This is a genomic window from Xenorhabdus griffiniae, assembly GCF_001028135.1.
Taxonomy (GTDB): Bacteria; Pseudomonadota; Gammaproteobacteria; order Enterobacterales; family Enterobacteriaceae; genus Xenorhabdus; species Xenorhabdus bakwenae.
In genome coordinates, this window is the sequence record NZ_LDNM01000053.1 from 1 (window position 1) to 13953 (window position 13953).

General features: G+C 44.6%; 14 protein-coding genes and 1 riboswitch. Of the genes, 7 read left to right on the forward strand and 7 right to left on the reverse strand.

The genetic code is table 11. The features are described 5' to 3' along the window. Positions 1 to 537: 537 nt before the first annotated feature. Both dusC and rhlE read right to left on the reverse strand, forming a co-directional pair. Positions 538 to 1521: a tRNA dihydrouridine(16) synthase DusC gene (gene dusC, locus AAY47_RS12100; RefSeq protein ID WP_047770222.1), complete on the reverse strand. Its 984-nt coding sequence runs from the start codon at positions 1519 to 1521 to the stop codon at positions 538 to 540. A gap of 3 nt (positions 1522 to 1524) precedes the next feature. Continuing rightward, positions 1525 to 2937, reverse strand: a complete 1413-nt coding sequence (rhlE, locus tag AAY47_RS12105; RefSeq protein ID WP_047770224.1) for an ATP-dependent RNA helicase RhlE — start codon at positions 2935 to 2937, stop codon at positions 1525 to 1527. Positions 2938 to 3307: 370 nt separating this feature from the next. On the opposite strand from rhlE, the gene cecR reads away from it, so the two are divergent. The 7 genes from cecR (at position 3308) to AAY47_RS12140 (ending at position 10561) form a co-directional block, all read left to right on the forward strand. Continuing rightward, positions 3308 to 4009, forward strand: coding sequence for a transcriptional regulator CecR (gene cecR / locus AAY47_RS12110; protein WP_047770226.1), 702 nt, complete (start codon positions 3308 to 3310; stop codon positions 4007 to 4009). A 72-nt stretch (positions 4010 to 4081) separates the two neighbouring features. Further along, positions 4082 to 5089: a secretion protein HlyD gene (gene hlyD, locus AAY47_RS12115; protein WP_047770228.1), complete on the forward strand. Its 1008-nt coding sequence runs from the start codon at positions 4082 to 4084 to the stop codon at positions 5087 to 5089. Positions 5090 to 5098: 9 nt separating this feature from the next. Further along, complete coding sequence (locus AAY47_RS12120; RefSeq protein WP_047770230.1) at positions 5099 to 6835, forward strand: ATP-binding cassette domain-containing protein; 1737 nt, start codon at positions 5099 to 5101, stop codon at positions 6833 to 6835. Continuing rightward, on the forward strand, positions 6832 to 7992 hold the full coding sequence (locus AAY47_RS12125) for an ABC transporter permease (protein ID WP_047770232.1): 1161 nt from the start codon (positions 6832 to 6834) through the stop codon (positions 7990 to 7992). Before AAY47_RS12120 ends, AAY47_RS12125 begins: the two co-directional genes overlap by 4 nt. A 12-nt stretch (positions 7993 to 8004) precedes the next feature. Further along, positions 8005 to 9111: an ABC transporter permease gene (locus tag AAY47_RS12130; protein ID WP_047770233.1), complete on the forward strand. Its 1107-nt coding sequence runs from the start codon at positions 8005 to 8007 to the stop codon at positions 9109 to 9111. 330 nt (positions 9112 to 9441) lie between these two features. After that, positions 9442 to 9921, forward strand: a complete 480-nt coding sequence (locus AAY47_RS12135) for a 2OG-Fe(II) oxygenase (RefSeq protein WP_152669806.1) — start codon at positions 9442 to 9444, stop codon at positions 9919 to 9921. Position 9922: 1 nt separating this feature from the next. Further along, complete coding sequence (locus AAY47_RS12140; RefSeq protein WP_047770235.1) at positions 9923 to 10561, forward strand: LysE family translocator; 639 nt, start codon at positions 9923 to 9925, stop codon at positions 10559 to 10561. Positions 10562 to 10680: 119 nt separating this feature from the next. Here the strand turns inward: AAY47_RS12140 and AAY47_RS12145 are convergent, their stop codons facing one another. From AAY47_RS12145 to moaA, 5 genes are all read right to left on the reverse strand, one after another. After that, positions 10681 to 11391 (reverse strand): Bax inhibitor-1 family protein, encoded by a 711-nt coding sequence (locus AAY47_RS12145; protein WP_047770237.1) that lies wholly within the window; start codon positions 11389 to 11391, stop codon positions 10681 to 10683. Positions 11392 to 11563: 172 nt separating this feature from the next. After that, complete coding sequence (gene moaE / locus AAY47_RS12150; protein WP_047770239.1) at positions 11564 to 12031, reverse strand: molybdopterin synthase catalytic subunit MoaE; 468 nt, start codon at positions 12029 to 12031, stop codon at positions 11564 to 11566. Position 12032: 1 nt separating this feature from the next. Beyond that, positions 12033 to 12278, reverse strand: coding sequence for a molybdopterin synthase sulfur carrier subunit (moaD, locus tag AAY47_RS12155; protein WP_047770240.1), 246 nt, complete (start codon positions 12276 to 12278; stop codon positions 12033 to 12035). Next, positions 12275 to 12754, reverse strand: a complete 480-nt coding sequence (gene moaC / locus AAY47_RS12160; RefSeq protein WP_047770241.1) for a cyclic pyranopterin monophosphate synthase MoaC — start codon at positions 12752 to 12754, stop codon at positions 12275 to 12277. The genes moaD and moaC overlap by 4 nt, the downstream gene beginning before the upstream one ends. A 48-nt stretch (positions 12755 to 12802) precedes the next feature. Continuing rightward, complete coding sequence (gene moaA / locus AAY47_RS12165) at positions 12803 to 13786, reverse strand: GTP 3',8-cyclase MoaA (RefSeq protein WP_200897782.1); 984 nt, start codon at positions 13784 to 13786, stop codon at positions 12803 to 12805. After that, positions 13773 to 13929, reverse strand: a riboswitch (molybdenum cofactor riboswitch). Its footprint overlaps the gene before it by 14 nt. Positions 13930 to 13953 lie beyond the last annotated feature (24 nt).

A 13953-nucleotide genomic window follows, 5' to 3' on the forward strand; every position in this document is an offset into this window, starting at 1 on the left:
CAGATGAACCTCCCTTTCCCCACTAGATAATTCAAGATTAAATGTGGGTAAGCTCATAATTTTTTTTAAAAAAACATTGTGTTGTTGTGTGCTCATTATAATTCCTCTTTGAGAAATAATAATAAAAAATTCATTATCCTTTTAAGGAACTCTTGATTTTTTACATTATGATATTAAAAATAATGGCGACATTTCATTGTTGAAATTCGACATATATAATATTACATCCAACACTAAAATATTTCCAGAATAAATCACAAAAATAACATTACATCAATTAAGTTACTTAAATAGCCAAATGGAAATTTAAATAAAAATGGCAACAAATTATTATTTAATAATATATTTTCCCATAAAATTATTTAATTATAAAAATTCATTAATACACTCGATAAACTTCAAGTTGCCATCCGCAAGACGACGTGAGTCCTTATATTTCCCCTCTGCGCGGGGAAATATAACACGCATATTGAAGTTGGCTTGGTATATATACCATTATGCGATATAGCGATGTGCCACTGGGGAAAATAATTACCGTTAAGAAAGTTGAGGCTCTAAATTGACAGGATATCGCATTAAATCTTTATCTGTGGCGAAAGCGATAGTATTGGCGATCTCAGTAGATGTTTTTAATGCCCTGATTTGCATAAATAATTCATCCGCTTCATGGTACTCTTTGCGCAAATACCCTAACCATTGCTTGATACGGGCAACGTGATAAAGCCCCGTATCACCCTGCTTTTCCAGATAAGTATATTTTTGCAGTAGCTTGAGTACGTCACTCCACGGCATCTTCGGCTCGTTATATTTAATGACACGGCTCAAGTTTGGCACATGCAGGGCACCACGGCCTACCATCACGGCATCACATCCTGTCATCTTGATACACGCCTGAGCGCTTTGCCAGTCCCAAATCTCACCGTTGGCAATGACAGGAATAGCAAGGCGACGCCGAATCTCGCCTATCGCTTTCCAGTTGATGCGTTCTGATTTATAGCCATCTTCCTTCGTTCGTCCATGCACAACCAGTTCGGTTACACCCGCTTGTTGGACGGCATCCGCAATCTCAAACTGACGTGACGCAGAATCCCATCCCAACCGTGCTTTTACCGTTACCGGCAAATGTGCAGGCACGGCTTCACGCATGGCTTTAGCTCCCTGATAAATCAGTTCAGGATCTTTTAATAAGCTAGCACCGCCACCACTGCCATTTACCGCCTTCGACGGGCAGCCACAGTTTAAATCGATACCCCATGATCCTAACTCAACCGCCCTGAATGCGTTTTCTGCCAACCATTCTGGATATTGCCCAAGAAGCTGGATCCTGACTAGTGTGCCCGATGGTGTCCGGCTCTGATGATGCAGTTCAGGGCACAACCGGTAAAAAGACTTTACCGGTAGTAAGCTGTCAACCACACGCAGGAATTCAGTCATGCACAGGTCATAATCATTGATTTCACTCAACAATTCTCTAACCAAAGGATCCAGAACACCTTCCATCGGAGCCAGCAAAACGCGCATGGGTTATTTCCCCGAAGTTACGGCACGTGGTGTTTTGGTTGTGATTCGCTGACGACGCTGACCGCGAGGCTGTTCACTACGTGAATGGCCATCACGAGAGCCACTGCCCCAAGGACTATTTCCATGAGAGCCGTTACCATGAGAACCATGACTACTTCCATGAGAATTGCTACGAGAATCATTACCACGAGAACTGCTACTACGTGAACTGTTGTTACCACGAGAACTGTTACCACGATCATTGCGCCCATTTTGGATTGGTTCAGCCTTGATGGAAGGATCTGGCTCATAACCCGAAATAGCAATGCGTGGAATCTCTCGCTTCAACAGGCGCTCAATATCTTTCAGGAGCTTGTGTTCATCAACACACACCAGCGATATTGCCTGCCCGGTAGCATCTGCACGCCCGGTACGGCCAATTCGATGGACATAATCTTCGGCAACATTTGGCAACTCATAGTTGACGACATGTGGCAATTGGTCAATATCCAATCCACGGGCAGCAATATCCGTTGCGACCAACGCGCGGATTTCCCCGGTCTTAAAATCAGATAGCGCACGGGTTCTTGCTCCCTGACTTTTGTTACCGTGGATCGCGGCAGCCGTCACACCATCTTTATTCAATTGTTCCGCCAGCCGGTTTGCACCATGTTTGGTACGCGTAAATACCAACACCTGCTGCCAGTTCTGGCTGCCAATCATGTAAGCGAGCAATTCACCCTTGCGCTTTTTGTCTACGAAATGGATGGATTGTTCAATCTGTTCAGAGGCCGAATTACGCCGTGCAACTTCTACACTTACCGGCTCTTTCAGCAACTTATTGGCAAGGCTCTTAATTTCATCAGAGAATGTTGCAGAAAAGAGCAGGTTCTGGCGTTTTGCTGGCAGTTTATTCAACACACGACGAATATCGTGAATGAAGCCCATGTCCAACATGCGATCAGCTTCATCTAAAACCAGCATTTCAACGTGGGAAAGATCCACTGCATTTTGATGCTCCAAATCCAGCAAACGCCCAGGTGTTGCAACCAGAATATCCACACCACCGCGCAGTTTCATCATTTGTGGATTAATGCTGACACCACCAAACACAACAAATGAACGTAATTTAAGATATTTACTGTAATTACGTACATTCTCCCCCACCTGAGCCGTCAACTCTCGGGTAGGCGTTAAAATCAGCGCTCTGACCGGACGGCGACCTTTCGCCTGCACCGGAGCTTCACTTAAGAGTTGCAGGATAGGCAAAGTAAATCCTGCGGTTTTTCCCGTTCCTGTCTGGGCACTGGCCAGAAGATCTTTGCCGGATAACACAACAGGGATAGCCTGCTGCTGAATGGGGGTAGGTTCCACGTAGCCTTGTTCTTCAACGGCACGCAAAATGTCAGCCTTCAAGCCGAGTGACTCAAAATTCATAAATAAGAAATACTCCAGACTTCACCATACCTGATATCAATTCAGGGGCAGTTTTATGGGAAGAAAATAGACGCGATAAAACGCAAGGAAATGACACAAACTGCAATGCACCACAATAATTAGGACGGGATTATAACAGATATGTCTTTCCACGCAGACCTAAAGAGACCAATAAATCAAACTAAAATTGACTGAACCCCGTTAACCAAGGAAAGTTAGCAAAAATTGGAAGATTATTTTTTATCGGTGTCTATTAAAAAGACAATTTGTATCAACTTTACATCGATTTACTTTAGCTTTAAAGTTAATCATACGATTGATATATTCTTCGGTACTCCCGAAAACTCTTTGTCACAGGAAATATTTTGACATGGCAGCAAAGAAGGTCCAGACATTACGTGGTGAACAAGCTAAACAACAACTTCTGACAGCAGCAATAGAAATTTTTGGCAAATCAGGTCTGGATGGTGCGACTACCCGCAACATTGCCCAACACGCACAGCAAAATATCGCAGCTATCGCATACTATTTCGGTTCCAAAGAGGGGTTATACCTCGCCGTCGTGCAACATATTGCCGATAAGCTAAAATCAGAGTTTTCCCCTCTTATTGAAGCCATTGATCATTTTTTTGCTAAGACAACGAAACCCTACCAAAAAGACCAAATATTGGCATTTATTCATCAGGGAATGGTGAGCTATAACCGCCTGATTTTCGAGAAAAGCAGTATCAATATCAGCCGGATCATGTCCCATGAACAATTGACGCCAACAGAGGCTTACAGTGTCATGCATGAACAGGGATTGGCCCCAATTTATTCTCGCTTGAATAAACTGATCGCCAATTATATCGGTGCCGATGAACGCCAGATTTCAACCCAGATCCATACCCATGCCTTATTGGGTGAGATCCTCTCTTTCCGTCTGGCCAGGGAAGCCTTATTGCGCCAAACCGGGTGGGACAATATTGGCACCAAAGAATACGAATTAATCAATCAGGTTTTATCTCAGCACATCAATTTATTGCTTGATGGGTTAAGAAAAAATCAAGAATACATACCCCATAGTTCTTAAGCAATGGCGTAACACACGAAGCCACCACTTGAAAGATAGCGGGTATAAATTGAACAAGGCATAAGGGATGGTATGAACAGTAAAAAGTTTGCTCTTGCCCTATTGGCACTTATTGTTGTTATCAGTGCTATTGTCGGTATCTACTATTATCAGGAACAAAATAGCAGGGAGTTAACCCTGTATGGCAATGTTGATGTCAGGACGGTTAACCTCAGTTTTCGGGTTGCAGGTAAATTGGCTGATCTACAGGCGGATGAAGGTGATGCCATAACCGTGGGCCAAATGATTGGTCGCCTTGATGATGCCCCCTTTATTAATGCCTTGAATCAAGCCAAAGCGGCTCGTGATGTTGCTTTGGCAAATCTTGCCAAAGCTGAAGCGGGTTATCGCAGCGAAGAAATCGCCCAGGTACGGGCAGAAGTCAAGCAAAAAGAGTCTGCATTCCGTTTTGCCGATAGTTTCTTAAAACGCCAGCAAGGCTTGTGGCAAAGCAAAACCCTCTCAGCCAATGATCTGGAAAATGCCAGAACCGGACGCAATCAGGCACTGGCAGCTTATCAGGCAGCAAAAGATAAATTGCGTCAATTCGAAACAGGCTATCGCACAGAAGAAATTGCAGCAGCAAAAGCCCAACTGATTCAGGCAGAAGCGGCTGTAGCACAAGCTGAACTCAATCTAAAAGATACTCAACTCACTTCTCCCTCGGCAGGAATGATCCTGACCAGAGCCATTGAACCAGGCACCATGCTGGCGGCGGGCAACACGGTTTTTACCCTGTCATTGACTAATCCCGTTTGGATCAGGGCATATATTGATGAACCCAACCTCAATCAGGCTATCGCCGGGCGCGAAGTCCTGATTTATACCGATGGCCGGAAAAACCAGCCCTATCATGGCAAAATCGGTTTTGTTTCCCCAACCGCCGAGTTTACCCCCAAAAATGTCGAAACACCTGATTTAAGAACGGACTTAGTTTATCGCCTGCGCATTATTGTCCTTGATCCCGATGAGGGACTGAAACAAGGTATGCCTGTTACCTTACGTTTTGTCGATTCAAATTTAACTGAAACAAATAAGTAAGGCGATAACATGACCAGTTCAGCCTATACGATAAAACTGAACGGTGTGGAGAAAACTTTTCCCGGCCTGGGCGTTCCTGCTGTCTCGCACCTACAAGTAGAAATTCAGGGCGGATCAGTGACGGGTCTTGTCGGGCCAGATGGGGCTGGAAAAACCACGCTGATAAGAATGTTGGCCGGATTATTGACGCCTGATAGCGGCAATATTGAAATCATGGGGCTTGATCCCATCAAGGACAGTGTTCAAGTCCGTTCTGAACTCGGTTACATGCCGCAGAAATTTGGCTTATATGAAGATTTAACTGTAATGGAGAATCTCACTTTATATGCCGATCTGCGTGGTGTACTTGGCAAAGTGCGCACAACAACCTTTCAGAAATTACTCACCTTCACGGACTTAACCCGTTTTACCGGACGGTTAGCAGGGAAATTGTCCGGTGGCATGAAACAAAAACTGGGGCTGGCTTGTACCTTATTGGGCAGCCCGAAGGTTTTGCTGCTGGATGAGCCTGGTGTGGGCGTTGATCCCATCGCTCGCCGTGAGTTATGGCAAATGGTTCATGAACTCGCTTCCGACGGCATGTTGATCTTATGGAGCACCTCTTATCTGGATGAAGCCGAGTTATGTCGTGATGTTTTGCTGATGAACCGAGGTGAGCTGCTCTATCGCGGCCAGCCACAAGACTTAACCCGCAAGATTGCGGGTCGATCTTTTTTGCTTGATGTCAAACAAGATGCACGGCGTAAAATGTTGCAGCATGCCCTCACCTTGCCGCAAGTGACTGATGGAGTGATTCAGGGAAAATATGTTCGCTTGATCTTAAAAGAAGAAGCGGATAAAAATGCTTTACTCCAACAAATAGGGGGACATGAAGCCCATCTCTTCGAGGCCGAACCCCGTTTCGAAGATGCATTTATCGATTTATTGGGTGGTGGCCCGTCCCATCGTTCCGAATTAGCGGAAATAATGCCGCAAATTCCGCCAGACCCAACCGAAACCGTGATAGAGGCCCGTAACCTGACTAAAAAATTTGGCGATTTTGCGGCGACTGACCAGGTCGATTTTCAGGTGAAACGCGGGGAAATATTTGGTTTATTGGGACCCAATGGTGCCGGAAAATCGACTACCTTCAAAATGATGTGTGGTTTGATGATCCCCTCTTCAGGCAAAGCATTAGTTCTGGATATGGATTTAAAAACCGGCTCAGGCAAGGCTCGTGAGCGCCTTGGCTATATGGCGCAAAAATTCTCACTTTATGGCAACCTGACGGTTGAGCAAAATCTCAAGTTTTTCTCTGGTGTTTACGGCCTGAAAGGGCGCCATCAACAAGAAAAGATGTCCGGCATGATCCATGCTTTCAATCTTGAGCCAATCCTGCATCAAAAGACGGATAGCCTGCCGCTCGGATTTAAGCAACGGCTGGCCCTTTCCTGCGCATTGATGCACGAACCTGATATTCTGTTTTTGGATGAACCGACTTCAGGTGTTGACCCACTGACCCGCCGCGAATTTTGGCTACATATCAACGGCATGGTAGACAAAGGGGTAACCGTGATGGTGACCACTCACTTTATGGAAGAAGCAGAATATTGTGATCGTATCGGGCTGGTATTTCGAGGCAAATTGATCGCAGCCGGAACGCCCGATGAACTGAAACAACGGGTTGCCACGGATACGCTCCCTAACCCTTCTATGGAGGATGCTTTTATCTATCTCGTATTGAACTACGATAAGGAGCCGCAATGAGTCATCCTGAACATACCACACCCCGCAAGGCGGTCAGTTTCTCAGGGCGCCGATTGAAAGCGCTCTGTATCAAGGAGACTAAGCAGATTATCCGTGACCCTAGCAGTGCGTTGATTGCCGTAGTTATCCCTCTGATGTTACTCTTTATTTTTGGTTACGGCATTAACCTGGATTCCAGCAAACTTCGCCTCGGTATTCTCATGGAGCAACAGAGTGAAGACGCCAGAGAATTAGTGCATGTATTTACGGGATCGCCCTATATTGATGCCACCATCAGCGACAACCGCCCACTCTTAATCAAAAAAATGCAGGAAAACCAAATCCGCGGCATTATCGTCATCCCGGTCAACTTTGATACCCAGCTTGCCCGCACTGGCAGCCACGCTCCGATTCAGGTGATTACTGATGGCAGTGAACCCAATACCGCTAATTTTGTGCAGGGCTATACCAAAGGCATCTGGCAAACCTGGTTACAACAACGAGGACAAAATCGTGGGGTTTCAACGACCCCCTTGATAGATACACAAATCCGCTATTGGTTTAATCCCGCCGCCATTAGCCGGCATTTCCTTATTCCCGGGGCTGTTTCAATTATTATGACCGTTGTAGGCGCAATTCTTACTTCGCTCGTAGTTGCCCGTGAATGGGAGCGCGGAACCATGGAAGCCCTGCTTTCAACTCAGGTTACCCGCACCGAATTGCTGCTCGCCAAATTGTTGCCTTATCAAATGCTGGGTTCTTTTGTCATGGTACTCTGCATGCTATTTACGGTGTTTGTTCTGGGGGTTCCCTATCGCGGCTCACTCTGGATACTGGCATTAGTCTCCAGCCTGTATCTCGCTACCGCTTTGGGTATGGGATTACTGATTTCCACCCTGACACGTAATCAGTTCAATGCGGCGATGATTTCTCTCAATGTGGCTTTTTTGCCTGCCATTATGTTGTCTGGTTTCGTTTTCGAGATAGACAGTATGCCTGCGCTTATTCAGGCTTCGACTTATGTCATACCGGCACGTTACTTCGTCAGCAGCCTGCAAACGCTCTTTCTGGCTGGGAACATTGGCACTGTGTTGATGACAAACCTGCTCCTGTTGATTGCCAGTTCCATCGTCTTTATCGGCCTGACCGCGTGGAAAACGCGCCGGCATCTGGATTAAAAAGGAAAGAGCATGTTTTATCGTCTGTATACACTCATCATGAAAGAGTTGCAGTCTCTTCTGAGGGAGCCACAAACACGGAACATTTTGATTTTGACCGTGATTATACAAATGATCCTGTTTCCGTGGGCAGCAACGCTGGAAGTCAAAAATGCCACGATTGCCATTTATAATGAGGATAAAGGACAGGCATCGATTGAATTAACCCAACGGCTGGCAAAATCGAAAGCATTTCCTGATGTTCTTTTGCTAACCAGCTCACAACAGATCCGCCCGACGCTGGATAACCGCAAGGCACTATTGTTGGTGCGCTTTCCACAACATTTCAGTGCTGATCTCGCCAATCATAAACCGACATCAATTCAGGTTTTGTTGGATGGGCGTAATTCAAACAGCGCTCAAATTGCAGCCAACTATATCCAACAAATTGTGATGAATTACCAGAAACAACTGTTGGGAAATACCGCTAATTTTAATAACAGCGAGCTTATTGTGCGTAACTGGTATAACGCCAATTTGGATTATAAGTGGTTCGTCGTGCCATCGCTGGTTGCCATGATTACCACGATTGGTGTTCTCATTGTCACCGCGTTGTCAGTCGCCCGTGAGCGGGAACAAGGCACGCTGGATCAGTTGCTGGTTTCCCCACTGGCAACCTGGCAAATTTTCCTTGGCAAAGCAATTCCGGCATTGGTTGTGGCGACGATGCAAGCAAGCATTGTTTTGCTGATTGGCACGCTATTCTATCAAATTCCTTTCGCGGGTTCATTGCTGCTATTTTATGGCTGTATGCTGATTTATGGGTTGTCCCTGGTGGGTTTCGGTTTGCTGATTTCGGCTGTCTGTTCCACCCAGCAACAAGCGTTTATTGGTGTCTTTGTATTTATGATGCCCGCTATTTTGCTTTCCGGTTATATTTCTCCGGTCGAGAATATGCCCGTTTGGTTACAAAACATCACCTGGATTAACCCAATCCGCCATTTTACTGATATCACCAAGCAAATTTATTTGAAAGGGGCTGATTTATTCGTTATCTGGCCTAATTTATGGCCTTTATTGGTGATTACTGTAACAACTGGGGGGATCGCTTATCGGCTGTTTCGCAGTAAGATTGCCTGATAAATTTAAAGCTGTGAAAAACCACCTGATTGAATTGTCTGTCATTAAGCGTGGGATAATTTTCTCTTCTGCTTTTTAATGAAAATTAAAATAGTGTTTATTATATCCCTGCCAGTTATTACTTTACTTTTTTTTCTAATGAGTGTTAATTGTTTTTATAAAATCATAAGAAAACTGGCTTCTATACTCGATAAACTTCAAGTTGCAATCCGCAATACGATGCAAGGCCTTATATTTCCCCGCAACGCGGGGACATATAACACGCATCTTGAAGTTGGGTTGGTATATATTTTAGATAGTTCAAATTGTAATAATACCTGAGAATAAAATATGACGAAACGTAATTATTTGTCGAGTCAAACACTGACCGATAATGTTGAAGTAATTGGTTGTATTCCTCGTGATAATGAACGTTATTCCACTTGGTTGAAGTCTACAATATTTCATCCTCAAGGAAGGCATGACATTTTTGCTAAGGATGCTCCTGATAGCTTTAGGGCTAAGAGTCTTAAGGCGCAATTTGCAGCTAATGCTTATCTTTCTATGCCCAGTGAAGGTGGCGCTTTACAAATCTGGAAAGATGGACTCTCTCCAGAAGAATTTGATGCGATGCGTGGTGATAGTTATGGGATTGAGCCTTCTTGGCCTGGTGAACCAGCACGCGAGATACAACCAGTCGCAGGGGATCTTTTAATCTTTAATTCTCGTCGCATGCACTCTGTGACTGCGGGTATCGATGATCTGCGTTTGAGCCTGTCTTGTTTTATAGGCCATCGTGGAACAGAAAATTCATTGTCATTCTGGAGTTGATATGCTGTCTAACTATTGGGGAGAATTTCTGGGACTGGCAGTGATTCATTTCTTGGCCGTCGTTGCTCCAGGCCCAGATTTTGCGGTAACTATACGGCAGAGTGTAAGATTCGGACGTTGGGCAGGAATATGTACGGCAGTAGGTATTGGCGCGGGGATATCAATACATGTCATCTATACACTGGTGGGAATTAGTGCGTTAATGCATGCCACTCCGTGGTTGATGGAAATGGCAAAACTCGTTGGTGCAATTTATATCATGTGGCTTGGTATCAAATTTATCAGGAGTAAGCCTGCTAATTTGGATACCTTAGAGAGTGAAGAAAGTATTTTGGTCCCACAGAGCAGATGGAAAGCATTTCTGATGGGGTTTATGACAAATGCCCTTAATCCTAAAGCGACATTGTTCTTTTTGGCAGTTTTCACAACCGTGGTAAGCAGTAATACACCCACTCTGATACAAGTCTTCTATGGTGTTTGGATGTGTGTCGTCAATGCCGTATGGTTTATATTGGTTAGTATCATTTTCTCAAATGTATTGATTCGTAATAAATTCATACAGAAAGGCTATTGGTTTGAGCGAGTCATGGGAGTCGTGCTGATTGGGTTCGCTATCCGGTTGTTATTTATGTCTGTATGATTTTCCCAAGACCGATCACTACAAATTCATTTTCATTGTTTGATTTGATGTGAAATGATCATAAAAAAACCCTGACAACGCAGGGTTTTTTATCAGAAAATCATTTAATCGATCAGTGATTAGCGGCGATCACCCAAAATACGCAACAGCATTAAGAACAGGTTAATGAAGTCCAGATACAGAGTCAGTGCGCCCGTGATCGAATATCTGCGCAGGTTTTCTTTATCGTTAACATCCAGATGTTCACCCATTTCTTTCAGTTTTTGAGTATCGTATGCCGTCAAACCAGCAAAAATCACAACACCGATATAGGTGATTACCCACATCAATGCCGAGTTTTTCAGCCAGATGTTTAACAAAGAAGCCAGAACGATACCGATTAGCCCCATAAACAGGAAGCTACCCAGACCACTCAGACTACATTTGGTGGTATAACCATAAACGCTCAATGCACCGAACATACCCGCTGAAACGACAAATGTGCTGGCAATGGAGCTACTGGTATAAACCACAAAGATACTGGAAAGTGTCAAGCCCGTTAGCATGGAGTACAGCATAAACAGCCCTGTCGCCAATGCGCCACTCATTTTATGCACCAAACCAGACAGCACAAAGACTAATGCAAGCTGTGCGATGATTAAGCCATAAAAAACAATGGAGCTACTGAAAATGGCGAATAAAATTTCAGGGGTATTTGCCACATACCATGCAACAAATGCGGTTAACAGCAAGCCACAAGTCATCCAACCGTAGACTTGTGCCATATATGTTTGTATACCAGAACCAGTTTTCTGGACAATCGAATCATTAGAACGTTGATATCGATCCATGATGATTACCTTTTCATGACAGTGTTGAGAGATTAAGAATGTTTAAAAATAAACAATCTATTCAAAAGTTATACATTAGCATAGAACATTAATAAAACCATCCGCCAATTAATGGCAATTTCAGTGACATATTATTTAGTTGTCTAGTTTTCGAGATAGTCTGCAGAACGATCTACCAAACGCTGTTTTTCCAGCGACTTACCGCATCCTGGTCACTTTGTCTTGCCTCTACCCAGCGCTCGCCCTCTACAAGCGATTCTTTTTTCCAGAATGGGGCTTTAGTCTTTAGATAATCCATAATGAATTCAGCCGCCATAAAAGCCATATTGCGGTGAGAGCTGGTGACACCAACAAATACAATCTCATCCCCTGGGGATAATTCACCAATGCGATGAATAATGCTGACGCGTTGCAAAGTCCAACGTTGGCGGGCTTCGTCAACAATTTTTTGCAACATCTTTTCTGTCATACCAGCATAATGCTCTAATGTCAGCGCCTTAACACTATCTCCCAAATTATGGTTGCGAACTTTTCCGGTAAAAGTCACCACTGCGCCATCTTCATCACATTGTGAAAGCCATTGATATTCTTCCCCAACACTGAATGTCTCTTGTTGGACACTGATCCGCGTATTTTCCATTTTACCCCCCGGTAACCGGCGGGAAAAAAGCCACTTCATCACCATCCTTCAAAGCATGTTCAGCATGGACAAAAGATTGATTGACGGCAGACAACACCTTGCCTGCTTCCAGTGCCAGTGCCCATCGTTCTCCCTTTTCAGTCAGTGCATGACGAAGATGTGTTACAGTTGGATAATCATTAGGCAGTTCAAGTGAATCCGTTCCCACCAGCTCGCGGACTTGAGCAAAAAAAAGTACTTTTATCATACCTCCACCTTAAAATTTCCTGATTTGCCACCCCTTTTTTCTAACAAACGCACAGGCCCGATGGCCATATCTTTTTGTACCGCTTTGCACATGTCATAAATGGTCAAAGCAGCCACGGATACCGCTGTCAAAGCCTCCATTTCTACACCTGTTTTCCCCGTCAAACGGCAGCAGGATTCAATTCTGACCCGGTTGTGCTCTGTTTGTGCTTCCAGTTGAACTTCCACTTTACTCAGCAGCAGCGGATGGCAAAGCGGGATCAATTCCCACGTCCGTTTTGCCGCCTGAATACCGGCAATACGGGCGGTCGCAAACACATCCCCTTTGTGGTGATCACCCGCAATAATCATGGCTAAGGTTTCAGCCTGCATTTCAACAAAGGCTTCTGCCCGTGCTTCACGTACTGTTTCTGATTTGGCAGAAATATCCACCATATGAGCTTCACCCGACGTATTGAGATGGGTTAATTGAGACATTTAACGCTCCTGAAAAACGGCTTTCGAAAAATAAATCTGGCAGCCAAACTAACCGCCAATAAAAGAAAGATTCGGGGTGATCCCGCTATCCCCTTGATGTAAAAAGTGAGTTTCACGCTTATGACGTAATCCCCCTTGAATACGGAGTTTAAGAGCATCCAGTGATGCATCATCAGACAATAAATCACGTAATGGAATGCCCTGTTCACCAAACAAGCACAAGTGAAGATTGCCAATTGCAGATACTCTCAGGCGATTGCAGCTTTGGCAAAAATCTTTTTCATACGGCATGATGAGTCCAATTTCTCCCTGATAATCGGGATGACGAAAAACCTGAGCCGGCCCATCACTACGCGCACGTTGCTGTTGCTGCCACCCTTGTTGTAACAGTTGGAGGCGGATCACGTCTCCTGAAAGATGATGACGATGAAAAATGTCCCTGCCTTCTCCCGTATCCATCAGTTCAATAAAACGCAGCTGGATAGGACGATGTTTAATCCAATCAAGAAAGGCAGGCAGGTTGCTATCATTCACATTCTTCATCAGCACGACATTAACTTTCACTGTGTTGAACCCCGCCTCAAAAGCCGCGTCAATGCCACTCATGATCTGGAAAAACTTATCTTGCCCGGTAATGGCGTAAAATTGGCGGGGATCTAAACTATCAATACTCACGTTAATCGCTATCAGGCCAGCCGATTTCCATTGTGAGATATCCCTCTCCATACGGTAACCGTTAGTTGTGACTGCAATTTTTTTGATTTGTGGATTTTCATGAACCGCTGCAATAATGTCGCAGAAATCACGGCGCATGGTGGGTTCTCCCCCTGTCAGGCGGATTTTTTCTGTGCCGAGTTCAGCAAACGCCCGGCTAATGCGACGAATTTCTGGCAGGGAAAGGAATGATTTAGGGCCGTGAGGCCGATATCCATCAGGCAAACAATAGGTGCAACGGAAGTTACACACATCAGTAATAGACAATCTCAAATAATAGAACTTGCGCGAGAATGCATCTACAAGTTGTTCCACAATAACACCTTCCAGGTATGGGAGATGCCGGCATTTCTACCTGACATCCTGGTGATTCAGGAGTCACGGCCAGAGCATCATATCAATGTGATATCCATTTGATAGAACAGAGACTTAGACACAGAGGCCAGGAGTTAATATCAATTAAATTTTATATGAACCTAAAATAA

Coding starts and splice junctions, on each gene's coding strand:
- dusC (WP_047770222.1), bottom strand. CDS start 1,521: ATGCGCGTTTTGCTGGCTCCGATGGAAGGTGTTCTGGATCCTTTGGTT.
- rhlE (WP_047770224.1), bottom strand. CDS start 2,937: ATGAATTTTGAGTCACTCGGCTTGAAGGCTGACATTTTGCGTGCCGTT.
- cecR (WP_047770226.1), top strand. CDS start 3,308: ATGGCAGCAAAGAAGGTCCAGACATTACGTGGTGAACAAGCTAAACAA.
- hlyD (WP_047770228.1), top strand. CDS start 4,082: ATGAACAGTAAAAAGTTTGCTCTTGCCCTATTGGCACTTATTGTTGTT.
- AAY47_RS12120 (WP_047770230.1), top strand. CDS start 5,099: ATGACCAGTTCAGCCTATACGATAAAACTGAACGGTGTGGAGAAAACT.
- AAY47_RS12125 (WP_047770232.1), top strand. CDS start 6,832: ATGAGTCATCCTGAACATACCACACCCCGCAAGGCGGTCAGTTTCTCA.
- AAY47_RS12130 (WP_047770233.1), top strand. CDS start 8,005: ATGTTTTATCGTCTGTATACACTCATCATGAAAGAGTTGCAGTCTCTT.
- AAY47_RS12135 (WP_152669806.1), top strand. CDS start 9,442: ATGACGAAACGTAATTATTTGTCGAGTCAAACACTGACCGATAATGTT.
- AAY47_RS12140 (WP_047770235.1), top strand. CDS start 9,923: ATGCTGTCTAACTATTGGGGAGAATTTCTGGGACTGGCAGTGATTCAT.
- AAY47_RS12145 (WP_047770237.1), bottom strand. CDS start 11,391: ATGGATCGATATCAACGTTCTAATGATTCGATTGTCCAGAAAACTGGT.
- moaE (WP_047770239.1), bottom strand. CDS start 12,031: ATGGAAAATACGCGGATCAGTGTCCAACAAGAGACATTCAGTGTTGGG.
- moaD (WP_047770240.1), bottom strand. CDS start 12,278: ATGATAAAAGTACTTTTTTTTGCTCAAGTCCGCGAGCTGGTGGGAACG.
- moaC (WP_047770241.1), bottom strand. CDS start 12,754: ATGTCTCAATTAACCCATCTCAATACGTCGGGTGAAGCTCATATGGTG.